Annotated in this window: 31 protein-coding genes, 2 pseudogenes and 1 riboswitch; of the genes and pseudogenes, 6 read left to right on the top strand and 27 right to left on the bottom strand. The window is 30.7% G+C overall.

Features of this window, described 5'->3' with window-relative positions; genetic code table 11:
- Positions 1-2 precede the first annotated feature (2 nt).
- From purE to LJD34_RS01535, 16 genes and pseudogenes are all read right to left on the bottom strand, one after another.
- Entirely contained in the window at positions 3-491 is a 489-nt protein-coding gene (gene purE, locus LJD34_RS01610; protein ID WP_022001457.1) for a 5-(carboxyamino)imidazole ribonucleotide mutase, read from the bottom strand.
- 13 nt (positions 492-504) lie between these two features.
- Entirely contained in the window at positions 505-2,175 is a 1,671-nt protein-coding gene (locus LJD34_RS01605) for a formate--tetrahydrofolate ligase (RefSeq protein ID WP_227359041.1), read from the bottom strand.
- A 127-nt stretch (positions 2,176-2,302) separates the two neighbouring features.
- Positions 2,303-2,384, bottom strand: a riboswitch (ZMP/ZTP riboswitch).
- Positions 2,385-2,474: 90 nt separating this feature from the next.
- Positions 2,475-3,218, bottom strand: a complete 744-nt coding sequence (locus LJD34_RS16570) for a GNAT family N-acetyltransferase (protein WP_227359040.1) — start codon at positions 3,216-3,218, stop codon at positions 2,475-2,477.
- A complete protein-coding gene (locus LJD34_RS01595) occupies positions 3,219-3,695 on the bottom strand; it encodes a TetR-like C-terminal domain-containing protein (protein WP_227359039.1) in 477 nt (158 codons plus the stop codon).
- A gap of 180 nt (positions 3,696-3,875) precedes the next feature.
- Complete coding sequence (locus LJD34_RS01590; protein WP_175300942.1) at positions 3,876-4,412, bottom strand: DUF1697 domain-containing protein; 537 nt, start codon at positions 4,410-4,412, stop codon at positions 3,876-3,878.
- A 345-nt stretch (positions 4,413-4,757) separates the two neighbouring features.
- Positions 4,758-5,036 carry a hypothetical protein gene (locus LJD34_RS01585; RefSeq protein WP_119363459.1) on the bottom strand — a complete coding sequence of 93 codons (279 nt, stop codon included), beginning with the start codon at positions 5,034-5,036 and terminating at the stop codon, positions 4,758-4,760.
- Positions 5,037-5,316: 280 nt separating this feature from the next.
- Positions 5,317-6,075 (bottom strand): EFR1 family ferrodoxin, encoded by a 759-nt coding sequence (locus LJD34_RS01580; protein ID WP_227359038.1) that lies wholly within the window; start codon positions 6,073-6,075, stop codon positions 5,317-5,319.
- A 15-nt stretch (positions 6,076-6,090) separates the two neighbouring features.
- Entirely contained in the window at positions 6,091-6,414 is a 324-nt protein-coding gene (locus tag LJD34_RS01575; protein WP_227359037.1) for an inorganic diphosphatase, read from the bottom strand.
- Between the two features lie 18 nt (positions 6,415-6,432).
- Positions 6,433-6,588, bottom strand: coding sequence for a hypothetical protein (locus LJD34_RS01570; RefSeq protein ID WP_217498397.1), 156 nt, complete (start codon positions 6,586-6,588; stop codon positions 6,433-6,435).
- An 86-nt stretch (positions 6,589-6,674) separates the two neighbouring features.
- Positions 6,675-6,961, bottom strand: a pseudogene (locus LJD34_RS16695) (class I SAM-dependent methyltransferase).
- A gap of 3 nt (positions 6,962-6,964) precedes the next feature.
- Entirely contained in the window at positions 6,965-7,153 is a 189-nt protein-coding gene (locus LJD34_RS01560; RefSeq protein ID WP_227359036.1) for a class I SAM-dependent methyltransferase, read from the bottom strand.
- Between the two features lie 20 nt (positions 7,154-7,173).
- Positions 7,174-7,542, bottom strand: a complete 369-nt coding sequence (locus tag LJD34_RS01555; RefSeq protein WP_227359035.1) for an ACT domain-containing protein — start codon at positions 7,540-7,542, stop codon at positions 7,174-7,176.
- 25 nt (positions 7,543-7,567) lie between these two features.
- Complete coding sequence (locus LJD34_RS01550) at positions 7,568-8,173, bottom strand: L-2-amino-thiazoline-4-carboxylic acid hydrolase (RefSeq protein ID WP_227359034.1); 606 nt, start codon at positions 8,171-8,173, stop codon at positions 7,568-7,570.
- A 129-nt stretch (positions 8,174-8,302) separates the two neighbouring features.
- Positions 8,303-9,055 (bottom strand): class I SAM-dependent methyltransferase, encoded by a 753-nt coding sequence (locus LJD34_RS01545; RefSeq protein WP_227359033.1) that lies wholly within the window; start codon positions 9,053-9,055, stop codon positions 8,303-8,305.
- A gap of 125 nt (positions 9,056-9,180) precedes the next feature.
- A complete protein-coding gene (locus tag LJD34_RS01540) occupies positions 9,181-9,720 on the bottom strand; it encodes a nitroreductase family protein (protein ID WP_227359032.1) in 540 nt (179 codons plus the stop codon).
- Positions 9,721-9,730: 10 nt separating this feature from the next.
- On the bottom strand, positions 9,731-10,819 hold the full coding sequence (locus LJD34_RS01535) for a CapA family protein (RefSeq protein ID WP_227359031.1): 1,089 nt from the start codon (positions 10,817-10,819) through the stop codon (positions 9,731-9,733).
- Positions 10,820-10,888: 69 nt separating this feature from the next.
- Between LJD34_RS01535 and LJD34_RS01530 the strand changes: the two genes are divergently transcribed.
- Entirely contained in the window at positions 10,889-11,338 is a 450-nt protein-coding gene (locus LJD34_RS01530; RefSeq protein ID WP_119363463.1) for a GNAT family N-acetyltransferase, read from the top strand.
- Positions 11,339-11,347: 9 nt separating this feature from the next.
- Here the strand turns inward: LJD34_RS01530 and LJD34_RS01525 are convergent, their stop codons facing one another.
- Positions 11,348-12,256, bottom strand: coding sequence for a LysR family transcriptional regulator (locus tag LJD34_RS01525; RefSeq protein ID WP_227359030.1), 909 nt, complete (start codon positions 12,254-12,256; stop codon positions 11,348-11,350).
- 251 nt (positions 12,257-12,507) lie between these two features.
- Between LJD34_RS01525 and LJD34_RS01520 the strand changes: the two genes are divergently transcribed.
- Entirely contained in the window at positions 12,508-13,089 is a 582-nt protein-coding gene (locus LJD34_RS01520; RefSeq protein ID WP_264474771.1) for a cation-transporting P-type ATPase, read from the top strand.
- Positions 13,055-13,399 (top strand): hypothetical protein, encoded by a 345-nt coding sequence (locus LJD34_RS16320; protein ID WP_264474770.1) that lies wholly within the window; start codon positions 13,055-13,057, stop codon positions 13,397-13,399. The genes LJD34_RS01520 and LJD34_RS16320 overlap by 35 nt, the downstream gene beginning before the upstream one ends.
- Positions 13,400-13,496: 97 nt before the next feature.
- Here LJD34_RS16320 and LJD34_RS01515 read toward each other — a convergent pair whose 3' ends face one another.
- The 6 genes from LJD34_RS01515 to LJD34_RS01490 all read right to left on the bottom strand — a co-directional run bounded on the left by LJD34_RS01515 (position 13,497) and on the right by LJD34_RS01490 (position 17,287).
- The gene (locus LJD34_RS01515; protein WP_227359029.1) at positions 13,497-14,015 is read right to left on the bottom strand and encodes an IS66 family transposase; all 519 of its coding nucleotides are present in this window, start codon (positions 14,013-14,015) and stop codon (positions 13,497-13,499) included.
- 216 nt (positions 14,016-14,231) lie between these two features.
- Positions 14,232-15,104: a diguanylate cyclase gene (locus LJD34_RS01510; RefSeq protein ID WP_227359028.1), complete on the bottom strand. Its 873-nt coding sequence runs from the start codon at positions 15,102-15,104 to the stop codon at positions 14,232-14,234.
- Between the two features lie 40 nt (positions 15,105-15,144).
- Positions 15,145-15,960 carry an LEM-3-like GIY-YIG domain-containing protein gene (locus LJD34_RS01505; RefSeq protein WP_227359027.1) on the bottom strand — a complete coding sequence of 272 codons (816 nt, stop codon included), beginning with the start codon at positions 15,958-15,960 and terminating at the stop codon, positions 15,145-15,147.
- Positions 15,961-15,969: 9 nt separating this feature from the next.
- Positions 15,970-16,674: a hypothetical protein gene (locus LJD34_RS01500; RefSeq protein ID WP_227359026.1), complete on the bottom strand. Its 705-nt coding sequence runs from the start codon at positions 16,672-16,674 to the stop codon at positions 15,970-15,972.
- A gap of 12 nt (positions 16,675-16,686) precedes the next feature.
- Positions 16,687-16,911 carry a helix-turn-helix domain-containing protein gene (locus tag LJD34_RS01495; protein ID WP_227359025.1) on the bottom strand — a complete coding sequence of 75 codons (225 nt, stop codon included), beginning with the start codon at positions 16,909-16,911 and terminating at the stop codon, positions 16,687-16,689.
- A gap of 157 nt (positions 16,912-17,068) precedes the next feature.
- Positions 17,069-17,287, bottom strand: coding sequence for a hypothetical protein (locus LJD34_RS01490; RefSeq protein WP_227359024.1), 219 nt, complete (start codon positions 17,285-17,287; stop codon positions 17,069-17,071).
- Here LJD34_RS01490 and LJD34_RS01485 point away from each other — a divergent pair.
- The 3 genes and pseudogenes from LJD34_RS01485 to LJD34_RS01475 all read left to right on the top strand — a co-directional run bounded on the left by LJD34_RS01485 (position 17,243) and on the right by LJD34_RS01475 (position 19,593).
- Positions 17,243-17,692: an HAD-IC family P-type ATPase gene (locus tag LJD34_RS01485; protein WP_264474773.1), complete on the top strand. Its 450-nt coding sequence runs from the start codon at positions 17,243-17,245 to the stop codon at positions 17,690-17,692. The two genes, LJD34_RS01490 and LJD34_RS01485, sit on opposite strands and share 45 nt — an antisense overlap.
- Positions 17,626-18,169, top strand: a pseudogene (locus LJD34_RS16565) (cation transporting ATPase C-terminal domain-containing protein). Before LJD34_RS01485 ends, LJD34_RS16565 begins: the two are co-directional and overlap by 67 nt.
- An 86-nt stretch (positions 18,170-18,255) precedes the next feature.
- Positions 18,256-19,593 carry an MATE family efflux transporter gene (locus LJD34_RS01475; protein ID WP_032090160.1) on the top strand — a complete coding sequence of 446 codons (1,338 nt, stop codon included), beginning with the start codon at positions 18,256-18,258 and terminating at the stop codon, positions 19,591-19,593.
- A 27-nt stretch (positions 19,594-19,620) separates the two neighbouring features.
- Here LJD34_RS01475 and LJD34_RS01470 read toward each other — a convergent pair whose 3' ends face one another.
- The 4 genes from LJD34_RS01470 to LJD34_RS01455 all read right to left on the bottom strand — a co-directional run bounded on the left by LJD34_RS01470 (position 19,621) and on the right by LJD34_RS01455 (position 23,126).
- Complete coding sequence (locus LJD34_RS01470) at positions 19,621-20,292, bottom strand: GTP pyrophosphokinase family protein (protein WP_032090161.1); 672 nt, start codon at positions 20,290-20,292, stop codon at positions 19,621-19,623.
- An 85-nt stretch (positions 20,293-20,377) separates the two neighbouring features.
- A complete protein-coding gene (locus LJD34_RS01465) occupies positions 20,378-21,790 on the bottom strand; it encodes a glycoside hydrolase family 1 protein (protein ID WP_227359023.1) in 1,413 nt (470 codons plus the stop codon).
- Between the two features lie 64 nt (positions 21,791-21,854).
- Complete coding sequence (locus LJD34_RS01460) at positions 21,855-22,397, bottom strand: GNAT family N-acetyltransferase (protein ID WP_227359022.1); 543 nt, start codon at positions 22,395-22,397, stop codon at positions 21,855-21,857.
- Between the two features lie 9 nt (positions 22,398-22,406).
- Positions 22,407-23,126: a putative ABC transporter permease gene (locus LJD34_RS01455; RefSeq protein ID WP_032090163.1), complete on the bottom strand. Its 720-nt coding sequence runs from the start codon at positions 23,124-23,126 to the stop codon at positions 22,407-22,409.
- Positions 23,127-23,272: the final 146 nt, after the last annotated feature.

Raw genomic sequence — 23,272 nt, 5'->3', positions numbered from 1 at the left:
CCCTATTTGTATTTTTCTATGACTTCATCGTTAGCTTTCATTGCGTCAGCTTCCATTTGTTTTCTTTCTTTAAGTAGCCCTTCTTTGATTTCACTATGTTTAATAGCCATAATTTGAAGTGCTAAATAAGCTGCATTTTTACTTCCATTAATAGCAACAGTCGCTACTGGAATACCCGAAGGCATTTGAACAATGGATAATAATGCATCCATTCCATCTAAATTACTTCCTGCAATCGGAACACCAATAACAGGTAACACTGTTTGACTGGCCACCACACCTGGAAGGGCTGCTGCCATTCCTGCAGCAGTAATAATAACTTCTGTTCCATCCGTTTCTGTTTCTTTAATAAAACTTGAAAGTCCTAAATGTGCTCTATGAGCAGATAAACAACGAACATTCACTTCAACACCATAATTTTTCAAAATCGAAATAGCTGGTTCAACTTTAGGTAAATCAGAAGTTGAACCCATGATAATAGCAACTTTCATCTTTCTCTCCTTTTTAGAATAATCCTATAATTTTTCCATCTTCATCAATATCCATATTGACAGCGGCTGGACGTTTTGGAAGTCCTGGCATACGCATAATATCACCAGAAATAGCAACCAAGAATCCTGCTCCAGCAGATGGAATAATATCATTGATTTTAACAGTAAATCCTGTTGGTCGACCAAGTAAAGAAGCTTGGTCAGATAATGAGTATTGTGTTTTAGCAACACAAATTGGTAATTGACTTAATCCTTGTTCTGTATATTTTTTAATTTTATTTTTTGCTTTCTTTGTAAATTCAACACCATCTCCACCATAGATTTCTTTAACAATTGTTTCAATCTTTTCTTCAATTGATAAATCTAAATCATAAAGTGGATGATAATTAGCTTCTTTTGTTTCTAAAATATTTAATAACTTTTCAGCAAGTTCGATTCCACCATCAGCACCTTTTTCCCAAACTTTACTAATAGCTACTTCAACACCAAGTTTCTTGCAACATTCATTTAATAATTGAAGTTCCGCTTCTGTGTCTGTTGGAAAAGCATTAATAGCAACGATACAAGGTAAATCGAATTTTGTAATGTTTTCAATATGCTTTTCTAAGTTTCCTAAACCAGCTTTTAAAGCTTCCAAATTTTCATTTCCTAAATCTTTTTTAGCAACACCACCATGCATTTTTAAAGCTCGAACAGTTGCAACAATAACAACTGCTTCAGGATTTAAATTTGCTTGACGACATTTAATATCTAAGAATTTTTCAGCTCCTAAATCAGCACCAAATCCAGCTTCAGTAATCGCATAATCCCCTAACTTGATAGCAAGTTGAGTGGCCATAACAGAGTTACATCCATGGGCAATATTTGCAAATGGACCCCCATGAACAAATACTGGTGTGTGATCTAAAGTTTGAACTAAATTTGGTTTAATCGCATCTTTTAATAAAAGTGTTACCGCTCCTGTTGCTTCAATATCATCAACAGTAACTGGTTTTCCATCATAAGTATAAGCGACAATCATTTTTGCAGCTCTTTGTTTTAAATCTTCTAAAGAAGTTGCTAAACAAAGAATTGCCATAACTTCACTAGCAACGGTAATATCAAATCCATCTTCACGAGGAACCCCGTTTACTTTACCACCGAGTCCACAAACAGTATGACGTAATGCACGATCGTTTAAATCGACCACACGTTTCCAAACGATTTGTCTTACATCGATATTAAGTGGATTCCCTTGATGAATGGAATTATCAAGCATCGCTGCAATTAAGTTGTTTGCAGCAGTGATTGCATGAATATCTCCTGTAAAATGAAGGTTGATATCTTCCATTGGAACAACTTGCGCATATCCTCCACCAGCAGCTCCACCTTTGATTCCAAAACATGGACCAAGCGATGGCTCACGCATTGCAACTATAGATTTCTTTCCTAATTTGTTAAGTGCTTGTGATAATCCAATCATTGTTGTGGTTTTTCCTTCACCTGCAGGTGTTGGATTAATTGCTGTTACTAAGATCAATTTTCCATCTTCGTTTTGATCTAGTTTTTTAATAGCTTCAAGAGAAATCTTTGCTTTATATTTTCCATATAATTCTAGATCATCCTCATCTAAACCAACTTTTTGAGCAACTTCAACAATTGGTTTCATCTTTGCACTTTGTGCAATTTCTACATCAGTTAACATTGTCGTTCATCCTTTCTTTTTTTCTTTTTGATTGATTCTATTAACCACTTTCATTATATTACAAGACAATATGTGAAACTAGCTTTTTTACTCTACCAACCAAAAAAAGAGCCCACTCATCCAGACTATTATTAGCCCAGACGGTCGACTCTTTTACACGATTATACTCCCTGTGGTTTATTCCACTTCCGTCAGTCGTATAACTTAACTGCATAATATCAAAAAATGTCTCTTTTAGCAACACCAAAATATTTTTTATTTTACCTAAAAATCAATTTTCCAACAATCTATCATTCTTTTTAATCATTTAATAATTTTTCAAAACCTTTTTTATTTAACAAAATATGTGAAACATATTTTCCATTTTTAAAAACTGCCCAATTATTAAAAATACATGGTATGTTTTTTGCTTTTTCCAAAGTATCAACTTTAATAAAATCAACTTGTATATTACAATCTTTCATGTATTCTTTAATTTCGTATATACAATTTAATGTAAAAGGACATTGTGGTGAATAATATATTGTTATATGATTTGAATCAATCATCATTTGTTTAACATTTTTACAAAAAGAAGGTTTTTGATGATTAAAAGATAACGATAATAATTCATAATCTTTAATTTGATCAACAACTTCAAATCCATATTTTAAAAAGAATTTTTTATCTGCCAGATAAGATTTCTTCTTTTTAGAAGATATTACACAAACACCTTGCTTTCCTTTCTTTTTAGCATCATTAATAACATATTCCAATAATTGCTTACCATAACCATGACCTTTAAATTTTCCCGAAACCCATAAACAATAAATATATAGAAAACCATTACCTTCGATAGGAACCCATGCTTTTTCTAGAGGTGCATATTCAACAAATACTTTTCCTTGAACATTAAGTTTTCTAAAAACATGACCTTCTGTTATTCTCTTTTTTAACCATTCCTTTTTATTAAAAACACCTTCAAAATGTTTTTTATCACTTATAGCACAACAAATATGTTCTTGATCAATATTATCTAAAGTGATATTTATGTATTCTTCCACCTATTTCCCCTCCATATTTTTCACACCATTGATTAAAATGTTTAATGAAAAATCAAAACTTTTTTGAATAGAAAGAGGATGTCCAAAAGCTTGGTGATTCACAAGTAGAACATAGCCTTCTAAAAAAACTCTAAGTGTTCTAATAAAATGGTTTATCGTTTCATCACTTAAATTTTGCTTCCTAAGTATTTTAAAAAGTATATCAAAAGTATTATGTGTTACTTGATTTCCCTCTTCTATCATATATTTATTGTAACAAAGCATGGCTTCGAAAATTCCTTTATTTTCTGTTGCATAATCATAAAAAGCATATGCCATACATTTTATGGCCTCATAGCCACTTTCCCCAACAATAGAAAGAAGCATTTTTTCTTCTAATTGTTTCCAACCATAGAGACTAATTTTATTTTTTAAATCTTCCAAATTAGAAATACGATTATATAAAGATGGAGATTTTATTTTTAATTTTTTAGCCACTAAGATAAATTGGCAAACCCCTCTTGATTGATAATTTCTATAGTTACTTCTATAATCCTTGTTTCAGTCATAGTATCCTCCTTAACTAACTATATTAGTATTATAACTAATTGAATTAGTTATAGCCATTTTTAAACAAAAAGATACTATTTTTATAAATAACGTATCAATTATATTTGTTTACATTCTAACAATTTTTCTAACCGTGTTAGCCGTTCTAATTGTTAACTTTTTACTAACATTTGTATTTGTTGTTTTAGGCCACCAGTTTGTTTTTTGATAATCTTTTCGACTAAATGACCAAAAAATAACATCTTTATAATTTTGAATTTTTTCCAATCCTTCTTTAGCTTCACCAATTTCTTCAAAAACTTCTTTAAAAGTGACTGGAGGAATCATAAATATTAAATTATCATAGATTATTTTATCATCACTGCCCCACCAAATTGGTGCATGTTCTAAAATAACTTTTAGCTTACCTTGTTCTAAAACAAAAACAGGTATTTTAAAATCATAGTTTTTCTTTAACATCTCCTCAATTTGTTTTGTAATCTTTTCAATATTTTCTCGACTTGAAAAAATAACATTTCCACTATTTAAATAAGTTTTAACATCTTCAAACTTTAAACTTTCAAACTCTTTTTTTAACTCTGCCATCACTACTTTATTTTTACCACTGATATTAATTCCTCTAAGCAAAGCCATATATCTTTTCATATAATCACTCCTTATCTAGCTCTATTTTAACATATAAATAAAGACTACAAACGTAGCCTCTATAAAATAATATTTTAAGAGTTTCTTCCAAACCCTCATATAAAACAGCACACTTTTGAGATAAACACTTAACTTCTTCATTGCCAAAACCATCTATGGTCTTTCTTCAGGCAAGTTTGGAAATAACGCTTTTCCCATTTCGTCCACGGTCTTTTCCATCATCTTTGAAACAATTTCTTGAGTAATCGTTAAAGATATGTCTTCATATTTTATTCCTTTTTATTTCATTCTTGATAAGAATCATCTGGATCTCCATATTTTTGAATAGCATCTTTTAATTCTTTTTTATTTAAATTTCTTTTTAAGCAAGATATTTTCTTCATATTGATAATGTGGATAGCAAAAATGTGGCCTTACAAAAATATTATCTACATAGAGTACAATATGTTGATCATATTTTTCTACCTTTTCATCAAAATCAAGACTGTACATTATATAACTTTTACCTATTTCTAAAACAATTCCCGTTGTCAATACAACAGAAATAAGTGCTATACTTTTCTTTTTCCACCCCATTAACAAGACTTTCAATTTCTTTTGTAATTTATAAGCAAATATAATCAATAAAACCCGCTAAATAAAACATATTATGAAGGCTATTTTGATTGCCTAGGAAGGAATATAAGACCATCTTTCATCTAAAAGCTTTCACCATTAAAGAAAAGAATCGTTATAAAAATAAATAACAATATAATTATTTATTCCCTTTATTTTTCACAATTTTTATTTTTTTCATAACAACTTATTTATATCTACACATGTTTTAACATAGATAGCTTGACATATAATTTTATAACATTTGTAAATTAAAAAAGCTTAAAGAATACTCTTTAGCTCATTTAAATTATTTAATCTTCAATTGTTCAAAACGATAACGCGTTTTGCCAACACTTTTCTTTCCATATTCAATTGCCTCTTGCGGACAATAACAAATACAAGCCATACAGTGTGTACAATTCTTTCCCCAAGCAGGTTTTCCATCAATAAGTTGAATATTATTCATTGGACATTTCTTAACACATTGATTGCAACCAGTACATGTATCCTTGACTTTAAAAGCAGCAGCTTTAACAAAGAAATGATAAAAAAGAGGATTAACAAGTCCGCTCATCAAACGATCATAAAGATTATGACATGGTTTCAAAAAAGCTTTTCCTTCTCTAATATATTTAATAGTTTCCTTTATATTTATTTCTGCTTTTTCTACGATTCCTTTTGCCTCTTTTAATTGTGGAGCATTAAACATCGCAATATAGTTTTCCGGCATAAGGATTTGTTTTGTTCCCATATAGTCTAAATGTTTATCATTTGCAAGCATTAAGTTATACTTTGTAGCATTCCCTATCTCACTACCACAATTCATAACAAACCAAATACGTTTTGCACCAATGAATTTAGTTTTATAAAGCCAATTGGAAACAATTTTTGGAATACGCCAAGCATAAGTTGGAACAACAAGGATAACATCGTCTCCTGTTTCTATTGACGAATAATTATTCGTTTTTATTTTTTTATTTAAATCTATTATATTATCTTGCAATTCATCTGCAATTCTTTGGGCTATATAGCGACTATTTCCTGTTCCTGAATAACACAAAATCATCTATTACACTCCTTTTTACATAATAATTCCTGATTTGAAATATTTTTCTTGAAATTCAACTTGCTTTTTTATTTCTTCTTTTGTATATGACTTATTTAGAGGGACAACAACCCATTTTTCTTCTATATCATCATCTCTATGAATAATAGCAATTATTTCCCCAACAAACTCTTTTACAGGAACGTCAACGCCTAAAATATAAGCATCTTGTTCTTCTTCATCTTCCGCCATGATTCCTTCAACAAAACCATAATTTATAGGATAATATGTTTCTTTATATTGAGGATGTTGGCTTCCAAGTGGTCGATCAACGATGACTTTAACGATATCTCCAATCATATTATTTTTCCCCCCCCTTTATATATGTGCAACTACTCTTAATCGACGATAATCTGCAATCCATTCATTTTCTTTCCAAAGTTTATCCTTTGTCAAAGTTTCTACTTCTTTAATAATTTTGCTTTGGATATCTTTTGACATTTTTTCCAATTCAAAAGCAAAGAATTGTCTCATCCAATTTTCTAATCCTCTTTCATGATCTTTTAAGGGTGTTGGTCAATCATAATTATAAATTTTATCAATGATAAAACCTTTCTTTGTTAATAAATCCGCAAAATGTTTAGTTGTTGGAAAATTAAATTTTGACAAACTTTTATAAAAGCATTTTCAATCGTCGCAATATTACCACTCGTACCAAATTCACAAATCAATAATCCTTTAGGTTTTAGTACTTTATAGATATAATCTAATAAAGTTTCATGATTTTTTATCCAATGAAATACCGCATTTGAAAAACAACATCAAATTGATTTTCAAATGGTAACTCTAGTGCATCACATACCCTAAACTCTATATTGGAATACTGTTCTTGAGCCTTTTTAATCATACTTTAAGATTGGTCCACACCAATGACTGTTTTTGCTAAATTATTAAGTTGAACAATAAGTGTTCCTATTCCACATCCTAAATCTAAAATACATTGATTTTTATTTTGAGGAATATATCCTAAAAGACCTTTCCCATATTCAGCAACAAAATCATGTTTATTATCATACAGCGTTGCATTCCATTCACTCATAAATTTACCTCCAAAACTATTTAGTCTATTACCTGATAACCTGCAGCTTCTAAAACTTCTAATCCTTTTTGATAGTTTTCTTTTTTTAGAAAAATATAATCTGTATTATATGTAGAAACAGCATAAATTGAAATATGATGATCTGCAAGAATTGATACTATCTTTGATAATGTTCCAATTAAAGAAAATTCCAAAATACCTTGTATGCAAAATGCCCTCCAGCCATCGTCTCGACGAATAACATTTGATGGTACTTCATTTGTAAGGCATACCAAAGATTTTTCTTCATCTGTTTTTTCAATAAAACAATATTTAGATTCTAAATTGACAAGTGAATAGTCCTCAACTTGACATATCGAAAAATCTTGATGAATCCTTTGTATTTTCATGATCAATCCTCCCACCCCCTCAATTTTATTTATATTTACTATATCTAAAATCACAATAGCCTGCACCTTCAGCAATTGTCTTTGTTCTTACTAATTTCATATGCATAATATCCGCTAATACATAATCCATTTGACATAAATAAGCGGCAAGATGGGGGCATCTTTCATCTTGACAAAGTTTACATATTCCACATTCATGATAATCATATCCTAAATCATATTCATCATTACCTGGTAAAATATCAACGACCCAATCATTTTCATAAATGTGTTCATGACTTTCTTTTGACCATTGTAGTCTCCCTGCCATTTTCTTAGAATCTAAATAACTCTCAGCATCTCCCATAACTTTATGAAATAATTTAGAGGCATAAAGTCCATCACGAAATATTTCATAATTTTCTTTTGGCGGTTTCCCTGTGCTTCGATTCATTGCAATAAAATAACTTCCCATAATATATGAACTTAATAATCTTGAATTTCCAATATCTTTTGCACGTTGAATAATTTTATGATGCTCTTCACCTATTTTTCTTGCAACATCTTTCGGAAAGCCTCTTCTTTTCAATTCAGCTTTTACCACATGATGATAAAAATGGTAGATTATTTTTACATTTAATATTTCTTTCATTTTCTTCATTCCTTTCAATACTTTTATATCAGTTAAATTATAATTCTATTTTAGCACAAAAAAAGAAAAACTAAGAAACCTTCATACCTCTTATATTTTTCTATTTTACTGTTTCAAAACAATAGTGTTTTATTTCTCTACCACACAATAACAAACACCTTCAGGTGCCTTTATAGGATCATCTTTATAATAGGCATTATAATTAGATATGTATTTTTCTGTTACTGTTTGATGATTTTCATGTTGAATAATTGTGAGATGACATTGATTTAATATCTCTTTAAGTTCAGCAAAACTGTATTTTGCTTTCATTGATTCATCAGCTTCTTTTGCCAACATTTCATTGATTTTTGTTTCTTTACTTTCTTGAATACTTGGGTAATCAAAAACAAGACGACTTCCTTTTAAGAGATATTTAGATAATTGTTTTAACATCTTTTTAAATTCATCTTTTGTAAGATAATAGCTTAGTCCTAACATACTACTGATTGAAAGCTGGTCTTCTTGATAATCACCTTGTAATAAAGTATTAATCCAATTTTCTTGACTTAAATCAATTGATAAGAATTGAATATTTTCAATATCAACATCTTTACATCTTTGTCTTTTATCTTCAATTGCTTCTTTACAAAAAGCACTTCTTACTAAGACAGAAGGTGATAGTTGATGATCAACAATCCATTTTAAAGCTTCTTCTTCACTTCCTTTAAAAGTGGGATTAAAAAATGAAATTCCCTGTGACATATTTAACCCAAACATTTCATACTCTTTTTCTGTAATTAATTTTGTTGAAAGAAGATCATCAAAAATTTTAATATCCTTATTTTTTTGATGATATGCTCTTGCAAACAAACTTACTAATGCTGTCATATTTTGTTCCATAAAATTACCTCCATATATTTAATACAAGACTTTTACAGAAATGACTAGTCTTGAAAAAAAGCCCATTTTGTGGTAATATAAAGGTAGAAAAAAGAAAGAAATGAGAAAAAATTTCCCATTTCTTTTTATTTAGAGTTCTTAAAACCATTAAACCAAGCATGCTCATCAAATGATTTCTTTTTTGTTTTTATAATATTTTTCTCTTTTGGAATGCCAATTGGCAAAAAGCATACCAATTCATAATCATCTGGCACATTTAATATATGTGCCATTTTTTTACCGATTTGATCTTCATCAGTAATATGCCCTTCATACCAACAGCTTTGATATCCTAAAGCAATGATTGCTAGTAACATATTTTCAATCGCTGCTGAATAATCCTGTATGGCAAAACATTTATCACGATATGCATAGATACGTTGAGTGAGAACACAAATGGCAGCAGGAGCACTTTGTCCTATTGGCGGATCTATAACATTGAGTAATTGTTTTAAAATATGTGGATCATCAATCGCAATAAAACTTGTTGTTTGTTTATTACATCCAGAAGGAGCGTCGATTCCTGCTTGCATTATTTTGATAAGATCCTCTCTTTTTACTGGAATTGCTTGATATTCTCCACGAAAACTATGTCTACTATGAATTAATTCTAGAAAAGTATTCATTTTTACCCTCTTAATAACTATATTTTTTAATCTTTTCCATGACTCTACTTGCTTGTTCATCTTTTAAAATATAAGGTTGATAATCGTTTCTTCCTCTTGATGAAGTTAAAGAACATGGAATAATTTGTACTTGATATCCTGTTTGTGTCGTTCCTTTAAAAGAATAAGAGAGTTGATAAATCATTGTGTCTGTATCACTTGGATTACGATTACCACCAAAACAGAAATTACCTAATGAATAAACAATAGGTTTTCCATTGTAGGTTTCTGTTCCTTGAACAACATGAGGATGTGAACCAATGACAGCATCTGCTCCAGCATCAATGGTAAACTTAGCCAGTGATCTTTGATCCTCATTGGCTTGATATTGTCTTTCAATACCCCAATGATAATAAACAAAAACAAGTTGACATTGTTCCTCATTTTTTAAATGATTGATCGCATTTTGAATTTTTTGATGACCACTTTCATTATTCATAGATACTGAAAGTGAACGATAACCAAGAAATCCACACTTGATGCCTTTGATTTCTTTTATATAAGAATCATCATAACCAAAATGACCAATAGAAGCTTCATCTAAATATTTTTTTGTATCTTGAAGACCTGCTTCATAATAATCTTCACTATGATTATTTGCGAGGGTAACTGCTTCTACTGATGAAGAAGTCAATATTTTTGTATATTCAGGAGCTCCACTAAAAGGAAATTCTTTTTCAAGATGATTACTTGCTGTTGTAAGAGGTCCTTCTAGATTAACAACTGTCAAATCATCTTTTTCAAAGACTTCTTTTACTTTCTTTAAAAAATATGTAGGATCACTTCCTTGTCTTTTATATTCTTGATTAAACGATCCATCATAAGCTTGTCCGGCATAGTTTCCAAGTGTACAATCTCCAGCAAAAGAAATAGTAAAATTCACTTCAGCTTCTTCTTTCTTTTTCTCTTCTTTTTGTACTGTTTTTTCTTGTACATTTTTAGGTGTTTCTTTTTTTGTAGATTGATTTACATTATTAAAAAGAAAAACACCTAAAGAAATAATAAGTACAGTTATTATAATAACAAATGCTACTTTTTTCTTATTTAATTTATGATTCATGAAATTCACCTCAACTTATTTTAACATATTCTAAAATATGTTAAAATACTTCTATTGGAGGAATAAAACATGATTGAAGAAATTATTGAAAATAAATTAGATTATGCATCTTTATTATGCGAAAGTGATCCTAATATTAATCTTGTTGAAAATTATTTAAGAGATGGAAGATTATTTGCTTACTTTGAAAAACAAACACCTCTTGCTTTTATTGCTGTTAAAGAAATCAATGATACTACCCTTGAAATTAAAAACTTACTTACTTTAGAAAATAATCGAGGACGTGGATATGGAAAATCCTTACTTCAATATATTGAAAATCTTTATCAAAACAAAACAACTTTTTTAATTGGTACCGCCAATAGTTCAATGACAAACATGCTTATTTATACAAAGCTTGGTTATCATTATAGTCATAAAATTGAAAACTTTTTCATTGATTATTATCCTCAAGAAATCTATGAAAACAACATGCAAGCAACAGATCTTCTTTACTTTAGCAAAACACGTGCAAACTAAAAGGATTCCTTACGAATCCTTTTTTGTATACTCTTTTAAGATATCAATATAAAGTTGTCCAAAACGACTTAGAATAGCTTTATTATGTGTAATATATCCTATTTCCATAAAATCATTCACATCTAAAGGAACCGCAATGATATCTTTTCCATTAAGCTGTTCATTAATGACTCCACTACAAATTGTATAGCCATTAAGACCTATTAATAAATTAAAGAGTGTTGCACGATCACATACTTTAATTTCTTTTTGGCTTTCTAAAGTACTCAGTATTTCTTCAGAAAAGTAAAAAGAATTATGTTCTCCTTGTTCATAAGATAAACGTGGATATTCTTTTAAATCCTCTAAAGATACTTTATTTTTATTTGCGAGGGGATTATCTTTTCCAAGAAAAACATGAGGTTTTGCGATAAATAGACGATGAAATGTTAAGTCATTTTCTTTCAACGTTTTCTTTAAAACAACTTCATTAAATGAATTAAGATAAAGAACCCCAATTTCACTTTTAAGTTTGGCAACATCTTCAATAATTTCATAAGTTTGTGTTTCTCGAATCCTGAAATCATATTCCTTCCCACCATATTCTTTAATCAAAGAAACAAAAGCTTCTACGGCAAAAGAATAATGTTGCGTTGAGATACAAAATTCATGTTTAATATTATGATCCTGTAAATACTTTTCTTCAATCAAGTTTGTTTGTTCAATCACTTGTCTTGCATAACCTAAAAATTCTTCTCCCTGTCTTGATAAAATAACTCCTTTATTGGTACGAATAAAAATCGTAATACCTAATTCTTTTTCTAATTCTTTGATTGCATTTGTTAAACTTGGTTGTGATATATATAAACGTTTAGCAGCCTCTGAAAGTGTTCCTATTTGAGAAACTGTAATAACGTATCTTAATTGTGCTAATGTCATATTCTTCTCCTTTTTCTTTGTCATTATATCATAGCTTAACAAAAATAAAATTATTAAGATTTTATAAATCGACATTATTTTTATAGAATCGTTGTTAAAATGAAATCAATAAGGGAAGAGTCTCATAATCTGTGTGATGATATCAACAAACGCGAATAGTTTTTCTATTCTGGTACATCTTAAAGACAAGACTCGTTAAGGATTTCATCTTTAATGAGTTTTGTCTTTTTTTATTCAAAGGAGGAACCGTGATGTTTTATCAAAAAAGTAGTCAAGATATCTTAAAAGAATGTGAAAGTTCTTTAGAAGGATTATATGATTTTCAAGTAAAAAAACATAGTGCAAAGTATGGTAAAAATGAACTTATTGAAAAAAAGAAAGATTCCCCGCTTGTCATCTTTTCAAAACAATTTCAAGATTTACTTGTCATTATTTTAATCTTTGCCGCATGTGTTTCTGGATTAAGTCATCAAATTGAAAGTACCTTTGTTATTATTGCTGTTATTGTTTTAAATGCTTTACTAGGGACAATACAAACTTTAAAATCAGAAAAATCTCTAGAAAGTTTAAAAAAATTATCTCTTCCTCATGTTAAAGTAATTCGTCAAAATCAATTACAAGAAATAAATGCAAACGATTTAACCATCGGCAATCTTGTTTGCATTGAAGCCGGTGATATTATTAGTGGTGACGGTCACCTTCTTGAAGCAAATCATCTTCAAGTAAATGAAAGTCATTTAACAGGTGAAGTAGAAAGTATCGATAAATCCGTAGAAATAATAAAAGAAAAAACGATTCTTGCTAAACAAAAAAAACATTGTTTTTTCTGGTAGTCTTGTAAACCATAGAACTGGAAAATATATTGTTTGTGCCATCGGTATGCAAACTGAAATTGGTAAAATCGCCTCTTTATTAGATAATACAAAAAATCGTAAACCACCTTTACAAAAGAATTTGGATACTTTAAGTGGCCAACTTTCTTTACTTATCTTAATCATTTGTTTTCTTGTTTTAATACTTCAATTATTTGTTGCTCGAGAAAATATTTTAAATGCTCTTATGATGACTGTTGCTTTGGCTGTAGCAGCTATTCCTGAAGCATTAAGTTCTATCGTAACGATCATTCTATCCCTTTCTACGTAAGCGTCAATTTATAAGCATAGAATAAAAACAAACAGGAAGCCTTCATAATAAAGAAAATGTCCTGTTTGTTTTATTGTTGTACAAAAAGAACATATTTCTATGCCTTTTTGTTTTTGTGTTGATTTTTTGGTAATTCTTCTGACCATGGCATGATTTCTTCAAGTAAATCTACTGTCAGCTTATTTTCTGTCATTCTTTTTAGTATGTATTCTATATACTCATATGGTTTTAGACCATTCATTTTTGCACTTTCAATTATGCTATATGCTGCTCCACTTGCTTTGGCTCCATTGGTGCTGTTTGAAAACAGAAAATTTTTTCTGCCAATGACAAAGCTCTTACAACATCTTTCTGCTGAATTATTGCTTATTTCAACTCGCCCATCTTCTATATAATATCTTAAATATTTTTCATTATTGATAGCATATGTCATTGCCTTATCCAAATGTGATTTCTTTGGTGTATGTGGCGCAACTGTTTTCACTATTTCATAGAATTCTTCAAATACTGGAAGTGATTTTGTTTTTCTTTCTCTGGTTATACGATCATAATCCTTTTTGTATTTTTTATCGTATACCTTCTCAAGATAAAACCGTTTATTGATCAACTGATACATTCGTCAATCAGAGCCGATATGATATTCTTCTTTCCTTCTGTCAGTGGTTTTACGTGATAAACTTCTTTCTTCTTACGTGCCATAACAAAACCTCCTATGGTAGTTAACTAATACTACCATAAGAGGTTCGTTTTTACAGACTTTTTCTCACACGCTCTACACCTCATTTTATCTTTTTCCACCTCAGTCAAATTCCGATTTTTCATAACCAATCAGTTATTCTGTGATTTCTGTACTTTCATCAGCTTTTAACCTTTTTTTATCTGCATACATCCGCAAATCGGCTTCATGGCATACTTCATCAAAAGAAAAATCTTTGCTCTGTACGGTATAGCTGCCCATTGCCAGACTTAACGGAATCTTTTCTTTGCTTTTCCGTTTCAGACTTTCCCGGATATTTGCCATCAGCTCGGAGGCTTTTTCTTCTGCAATCCCATTACCCAGAATCATGAATTCATCTCCACCCATTCGAATAACCGGAGAATCTTCCGGCATTTCTTCTTTCAAGGTACCTGCTATGATCTTAAGCAGAATATCACCATATTCATGACCGAACTGGTCATTTACCTTCTTCAGATAATTACAGTCGGACATAATCACTGTAAACGGAAAAGTCAGATTCTTTTTCTTTTCCTCTATTCTGTAGTTCAGATAGTTACGATTATACACACCTGTAAGGCCATCTATGATGGAAAGCTCTTCCACCTTCTTCTCCAAACGAACACGTTCGGAAACATTATCAACAATTCCTACGATTCCAATGATATTACCGTTTTCATCCCGTACTGCACTCTTTTTTATCTCAAAATATAGTGATTCTCCATTTTCCATCGGAAATTCACTGATATACTGGCTGCCTTTCCCAGTAGCCAGTATTTTTTTATCATCCTCATAAAACATTTTTCCCATTTCTGGAAACTTCTGAATTTCCAGATCTGTTTTTCCTACGATACTTCCATTTTTCCCAACAGAAACCAGGTTACAGATTTCTGAAGCAAAACAATATCTACATTCCGTATCCTTAAAAAATATATTAACCGGCGCACTACGCATAAAGCGTTTCATCATTTCACTATCCAAAAATTCCATTATTTTCTCTCCATCATTAAATTCCAATTTGTCAATTTCATTAAATATAAATTTTATCTTTCTCCAGTGGATACAGATATGTAATCGGATTCTGTGCAGACTGATTCAACTGCAATCCGGCTATCGACTTTCCAATGTAGAACGATTCATTCTCATCTAACGGAAATCCTTGCTCATATCTTTCATCCACAAAAAATAATCTATTTTCAGTTTTTGGTGTAAGAACAATATCCTGTCTTGGAAGTCTGTCCTTCGCCTCTTTACATACAAACCACTCTGACGGCTTATACACGGCAACAATCAAAGAATTGTAAACACCAAAAACATACTCAACTGTTCTAACCTTTTCCTTTGATACTCTCCAAACACCACGAACAGCATCATATAATACCTTCTCGTCCATACCTCTTTGGTAGAGTCTATTTATTTTGATGACAAGGATTTTATTCCTGATATCTTTTTCTTCAAGTGGGACGGCACCGTTTATTCTTTCATACTCATCAACCGATAAAGCCTCTGCAGAATGGTGTCCGGCAACAATGTTTGTAAGTCCCGCATCACCAACATAGTTGAAAGCATTAATCAGTGAAGCCTCTGCAGCAAATGCCTCTTCTTCGGTTAAGTTTGAATTGATGATTATTTTCTCAACCTCAAATCCGGCATTCTTAATATCCGCAATAGTCTTCAGTTTCAACTTCTCGCTATCAGGACTGCCCAGGCTCTCTTTTTCATGTTCAAATACTCTGTTTTTAGTGCCTTTTCCAATATAGAAAATTTGCTTACTGCGTGGATCTATGAGTCCATACACATAATAATCTCCAAGTGAAAGAAGGCTCTTCTCTGAAAATCTATCCATGCATTTCTCCTAGTGTGCATTCTTTATTCCTTTGTTCTTATCCAAATCAAAGCCGATCTGCCAAAATCCCATATCTATCATTTTCATTTGTGGGTATGGCATACCTTCAACTTCCATCTTTTCTCTGACAGGTTCGAGTCGGTCAGCGTTTTTCTCATAAAAGTTGACAAGCTGCATTACAGACCTAATGTTGTAATTTCCAGTGGCAACCTTCTGATTCTTTATTCCTGCAATAAAATATCTATCATATGCTGGAACACAGCCAAGTGTTCCCATAAGTATTTTCGTGATGAGTGTAAAAGATAACTGATTTTTCAGTTCTTGTTCTTTTACTTTGTGCCTAATTTTATCGTAATACTGCTCTAAAAACGAATTTATATCCTGCAGTAACTTTTGGTTGCTATCGTCTTTGAAACCGATACAGTCAATTCCAGCTAAAACATCATATTTTTCATTTAGCAGTTCTTTTACTACCGGAATATGTACTTTATAATCCTTTTGTAGCAAAAATGATGAGCCACGATACATTCCCCAACTTGCTAAATAGAAAGCTAGTTGTAAACTCAAATAATCATAATCAATCTCTTGGCTCCCTCGTGCTTTTATGAAATGTGAATAGCAGTGTTCCCAAGAACGATATCGACCATTCTCATCAACCTTCAAATCATTATAAAATTCTGTTGATGATTTAATAATCAAATCCACAGTATCCATGCTACTCACCGCCTATTCGTTACTTGTTTTTATCTGTTCTCCATCCGGGAAGATAAATGATTGCTCAAAGGTAACCTCCATCACATCAGCTATCGGCTTTAACTCCTCAAGAGTCACAGTATCTCGTTTCAATTTCTTACCAAAGTTCTGTGGAGTCTGACCTATCCGTCTGGCAAGTTCCGAAACGCTTATATTCTTTTTATTACATAATTCTTTAATCATATCGGATGTCTTCAACGTTATCCTCCATATCTAAAACGCACTTCACTTACTACATTGTAAACAATTTGGTTGATAAATTCAATTCTGGCACTGTTCCGTTTTGTAAATTTTCTATGAACGACAAAAACACCCTGCATTGCTGCAAGGTGTTGATGTAAGAGTTCCTATTCAATTATCTTTTGAGTTCAACAGTCATGCCGGATTTAAATTTGAAAATCAGTTTATCATCATAAACTGTGATTTTTTCAATAAGCCTTCTGACCAGTTGCTCATCATATTCTGTGATTCTGCTTGTTTGCGTTTGAAGAAAATGTCGCATTTCATTGATTCGTTTTCTTAACATTTCCTGTTCAGCATCTTTAGTGACAACTGTTGCCTTCTTTTCCCTCAAAACATCTATTCCCCTTGCTATAACATCATACTCCGCATTTTTGTTTATGCACGAGTAGCTCCTGAACATAAAATTCGTATCGTTGAAACTTGGCAAAAAAAAGGTAAAGTGGTGGCTATGACAGGTGATGGTGTCAATGATGCTCCTGCCCTTAAACAAAGTGATATTGGTGTGGCCATGGGAATTACTGGAAATGAAGTGACAAAAGATGCCGCCAATATGATTTTAACAGATGATAACTTTTCAACGATTGTACATGCTATTATCGGTCGAAATGTCTATGAACATCTTAAAAATTCAATTTATTATTTATTGTCAGGAAATTTTGCGGGAATTCTATGTGTATTACTTGCTTCTTTATTTATTTTGCAACTCCATTTTATCCAGCACACCTTTTATTTATGAATTTAATTACAGATTCTTTACCTGCCATTGCGATTGGGATGGAAAGAAATGATCAAAATGTTTTAAAATATCCACCTAAAAAAAGATGAATCTCTTTTAAATAAAAAATCACTTTTTAGGATTTCTTTTGAAGGAATCGTTATTGGTTTATGTACGATGGCAAGTTATTATTGTGGTTTAAAAACAAATACACTTGCTGCTTCTACTTTTGCCTTTGCGACAATTTGTTTATCACGTTTACTTCATGGTTTAAGTAGTCGAAATTAAAAACCCATTTATCAAATAGGATTATTTTCAAATAAACAAAGCATTCTTGCTTTTTTGATTGGTACTTTTCTACTACATCTTGTTTTATATATTCCTCTTTTACAAAAAGTCTTTTTAATTGAAAAAGTATCCCTTTTTCAAATGATTCCGATTTATATTTTTTCTCTTCTTTCCTTTTTCCTTATTCAAGTAAAAAAATGTTTTCTATAAAATAGAGAACACTTTTTTCATAATTTAAAAATCTTTCACTCCTTTTCTATGCTATAATAAGAAAACAGGATTTAGGGAGGGATTAGATGGAAAAAGATTTAACACATGGAAATACATTAAAACTGATTATTTCATTTTGTATTCCTTTAATTGGGGGAGCTATTTTCCAACAACTTTATAACGTCGTTGACACAATGATTGTAGGAAGATTTGTCGGCGTAGATGCTCTTGCTGCTGTTGGTTCAACTGGTTCATTAAACTTTTTAATTATTGGATTTGTTTTAGGACTTGCTGCTGGTTTTGGGATTCCTATTGCGCAAGCTTTTGGTGCTAGAGAAGAAAAAAGAATGCTTCAAACCATTATGAATGCATTTTACTTATGTATCTTCTTTTCAATTGTACTTACTGTCTTAACACATTTTACGACGGAAACATTACTTCAATGGATGCAAACACCTGCTAATATTTTTAAACAATCTTATGATTATATTTCAATTATTTTTTATGGTTTAACATGTACCATTGCTTATAACTTTTTAGCAAGTGTTTCACGTGCTTTAGGAGATAGTAAAACACCTCTTATTTTCTTAATTATATCATCGGTACTTAATGTTGTTTTAGATTTATCAATGATTATTAATTTTCATATGGGTGTTCGAGGTGCTGCCCTTGCCACAGTGATTGCCCAAGGAATTTCAGCTGTTTTATGTTTTATTTATATGGCTAAAAAATATCCTAATTTAAGATTTGATCATCATGCACGTTCTATAAGTTTTCCAATTATCAAAAAACTTATTAATATTGCCGTCCCAATGGCTTTACAATATTCAATTACGGCCGTAGGTGCTGTTATCTTACAAAGTGCCGTTAATACTTTAGGTTCAGCAAAAGTTGCTGCTATTGCTGCTGCCCAAAAATTATCGATGTTCTTTACACAACCAATGGATATGATGGGTTCTACAATGGCTACCTTCTCTGGACAAAATTTAGGTGCTGGAAAGATAGAGCGTATTTTTAAAGGAATTAAAGAATCTATGCTCCTTGTTATTGGTTATGGTATCGTTGCTTGTATCTTTATGATTTTCTTTGGAAAATACCTTTCATTATTATTTGTTGCCGGTAATGAAACAAGCGTTATTAATGATGCTCAACAATTCTTGATTTGCAATAGTATTTTCTATTTTGTTTTAGGTATTCTATTTGTTTCAAGAAACACCATTCAAGGTTTAGGAAAATCCGCACTTACGATGCTTGCTGGGGGTGCTGAATTAGTGGCAAGAGCTTTTGTTGCCTTTGCCCTCGTTGGTAAGTTTGGTTATAATGCCATTTGTTTTGCCAATCCTATTGCTTGGTTTGCTGCTATCATTATTTTGATTCCAACACTGGTTATTTTGATGAATAAATTAAAAAAAGAACATAGTTAAAAGATATCGCAATTGCGATATCTTTTTTTACACACGTTTTTTATTTAAACGATTATGGATATTTTGCATCTTTAAATCAAGTTCAGAAATTGTTTTTGCACATTCTTGTAATTCTTCTTTAATATCTTCAGGAACATTATTATCTGTTTTATATTTAAGTTTATGTTCCAAAGAAGCCCAGAAATCCATCGCAATTGTACGAAGCTGTACTTCAACATGAATTGGTTTAGATCCTTCTGATAAGAAAATTGGTACTTCTAAAACAAGATGTAAAGACATATAACCACTTTCTTTTGGATTTGCAATATAATCTTTTACTTCAACTAAACGGATATCATCTTGATCTGTAAGTAATTGTGCTACCTTATAAACATCATCTACATAATTACAAATAACACGAACTCCCGCAATATCATGAATATTTTCTTCTAACGAACGTTCTGTTACAGGAATATCTTTATTAATAGCTTTTTTTAAAATACTTTCTGGCGATTTTAAACGAGATTCGATATGATGAATCGGATTATGATCATGTTTTACTTTAAATTCTGCATCTAATATTTCTAATTTTGTACGAATTTCTTTAATTCCTGCTTCATAAATTTGTTGCATTTTCATTAATTCTGAGACATTTTCATATAAAGTAGTTTTTGCTATTTGATTCACAACATTTTGTTTAATTTTTTGACTTGGTTTCATTTTAACACCTCATCTCTATTAAAGCCTAAAAAAATGAACTTGTCATTAACAAAAGAAAAATCTTTAAAGATTTTTCTTTAAAGATTTAATCACTAAGGTCTTCTCCATTAGAAGCAATAACTTTTTTATACCAATAGAATGAATCTTTTCTATAACGATCTAATGTTTTTAGATCAAATTCATCTCGATCTACATAAATAAATCCATAACGTTTAACCATACCTTCATGAGTAGAAATTAAATCAATTGCTGACCATGGGCAATATCCCATCATTTCTGCACCATCAGTAATCGCTAATTGAATTTGTTCAATATGTTTTCTTAAATATTCAATTCTGTATTGATCATGAACTTTTCCATCTTCAGTTAATTTATCATAAGCACCTAACCCATTTTCTGTAACAATCATTGGTAAACGATATCTTGAATACATTTCACGAATAGTTGCTCTAAAACCAAATGGATCAATTTCCCAACCAAAATCAGTATGAGGTAGATTGGGATTGGCAGCTCCTAGATAAACACCTTCTTCCATACGTGTTTTTTGTTGATCATGTCCAAATGTTTCTTCTTGGTTTTCATCACACCAAGCAACAGTTGCTGTTGAATAATAGTTGAAACCAATGAAATCTGGATGCCCATTTTTTAGAATTTCCATATCTCCTTCTTCGATATGAGGAGTTGCATTTCTTTTTTCCATAAAAGCCCATGCAAGATGATTATATTCTCCATAAACAGCCATATCTAAGTAAAGCCAGTTACGAATCGCATTTAAGTTTTGAGCAGCTAATTGATCTTCAGGTTTACAACTTGCTGGATAAGCAAGAGAAATATTTGGTGCTGGTCCAATTTTTCCACCTTCTACCATTTCATGGCATAAAGCCATTGCTTTTGCTTGTGCTACTAACATATGATGATTTTGTTGGTAAATAGATTTATATTTTTCTGGTCCTGTAAGGGTTGTTGTTCCAATAATATCTCCTGATAAAATTAAAACGTTTTGTTCATTGATCGTAAGCCAGTATTTAACACGATCACCAAAATTTTCATACATCACTTTAGCAAAATTAACAAACCAATTAATAGATTCACGTTTTTCCCAGCCACCTCTTTCTTCTAAGGCTTGTGGCATATCGAAGTGGAACATTGTCACTAATGGAATAATATTATATTTTAAACATTCATTAATAACATTATTGTAGAAATCAATTCCTTCTTGATTTACTTCACCTGTTCCTTGAGGTAAAATTCTTGACCATGAAATAGAAAAACGATAAACTTTAAAGCCCATTTCAGCCATTAAAGCAATATCTTCTTTATAACGATGATAAAAATCAGCGCATACGGTTAAATCAGATGTCCCTTCTGGTACTTTTTTGACATCTTGAACCGAAGGACCCTTTCCATGTGATAAGTTAGCTCCTTCTACTTGATAAGCAGATGTACTTGCTCCCCAAAGAAAGTCTTTAGGAAATGGTTTTAATTTTTTATGTAACATTCTTTCTTCCTCCTATCATTATCTTTATTATACTCTTAAAGCAAAAAACATCCATAATGGATGTTTAGTCAATCAATTCATCAGCCTTGTAATCTCTAAATTTATGATAAACAGGTCCGGCATAAGCAACCATCAATTCGTCATAAACTTTACTTGATAATTTTTTTCCTACATAAAGCATTTCATATTTAACATCTTTTTCTACATATTTAAAGCCCATTTCTTGAAGTCCATTTCTTAAATAAAAGTTTTTACGATGAACACGTTGTTTGTAGTTATCATATTTTTCATCTACTTCTTCAATACATAACATAATGGTATGAGGATATCTCTTTTTCAATATTTGTAAAACACTACTTCCATAGCCATGACCTCTTTGAAGTTCATCAATAGCAAGATACAAAACATAGGATAAATTTTGATAGGTAATGACATACGTTAACCCAACCCATTTATTTTGATCATAGATTGATAAAAATTCTCCTTTACCTTTATTGTGTTTTTCTATAAGAGCTTTCCATGGTGCTCTTTCATCTTCAGGAAAAGCACTGTAATAAAGTTGACTTACTTGTTCAATATCATTTTCACTTATTTTCTTTAATTCCATACAATTCTCCTATTTATAGTATTTATCAAAATACGCTTTTAATGATTTTTTGATTGAAATATGATCCAATTTCATAGAGAAAACAAAACGTTCTTTTTCTTTAAATTCATTTCTTAACTCACCGATATGTTTTCTAAACGCTTCATATTGGACAATAATATCGTTTTCTTTCGCAAATTTTTGGATATTGTTTAAAATGTTTAAAGAATATCCAACATCAATTAAAAAGACACCATAAAATAAACCCACAAAGAATGAAAACCAAAGATTTCCGGCAAGCCATTCAATTGAATGAATGATATTAGGATGAATTAAAAAATAATAAATCGCACTTAATAAATACCAAAAGAAAGTAAACTTAGGACAAATGATTCCTTGAATATTAAACTTTTCATCACTATAATCCCAAAGCTTTACATGCATTCCTTTGATAAAAATAAGTCCTGCAAAATATTCAATTAAAGTAACCGATAAAGCCATTAGTAAAAAAAGTACCGTCTTTCTTAAATACACTCCATGAATAAATGAAACATTAATATGTGCCAGTAAATAAACGACACATAAACTAAAACCATAAAGTGGTAAATAAGGTCCTACTAAAAAACCAGGATTGATCCATTTTCTTGAAGGATTTGCTTTGGAAAAAAAGCGACGAAAAATAAGTTCTAAAAGCCATCCAGCTAAACTTCCTATAAAAAATATAAACGCTAAAATCAACCATTCTTTCATAAAATCACCTATTTCATTTTATTAAATAATATAGTAATTAGAATACTTTAAACAACCTAAAAAATCAAGTTAAAAAAATAAGGCTTCCGCCTTATAATGTACAAATCATTACTGTCATTGTTCCATCAAAATCAACTTCTTTTTGA

Source organism: Faecalibacillus sp. MSK20_93 (assembly GCF_020589945.1).
Taxonomy (GTDB): domain Bacteria; phylum Bacillota_I; class Bacilli_A; order Erysipelotrichales; family Coprobacillaceae; genus Faecalibacillus; species Faecalibacillus intestinalis.
The sequence above is the reverse complement of the archived record's forward strand: the minus strand, read 5'-3'. Positions and strand labels throughout refer to the sequence as shown.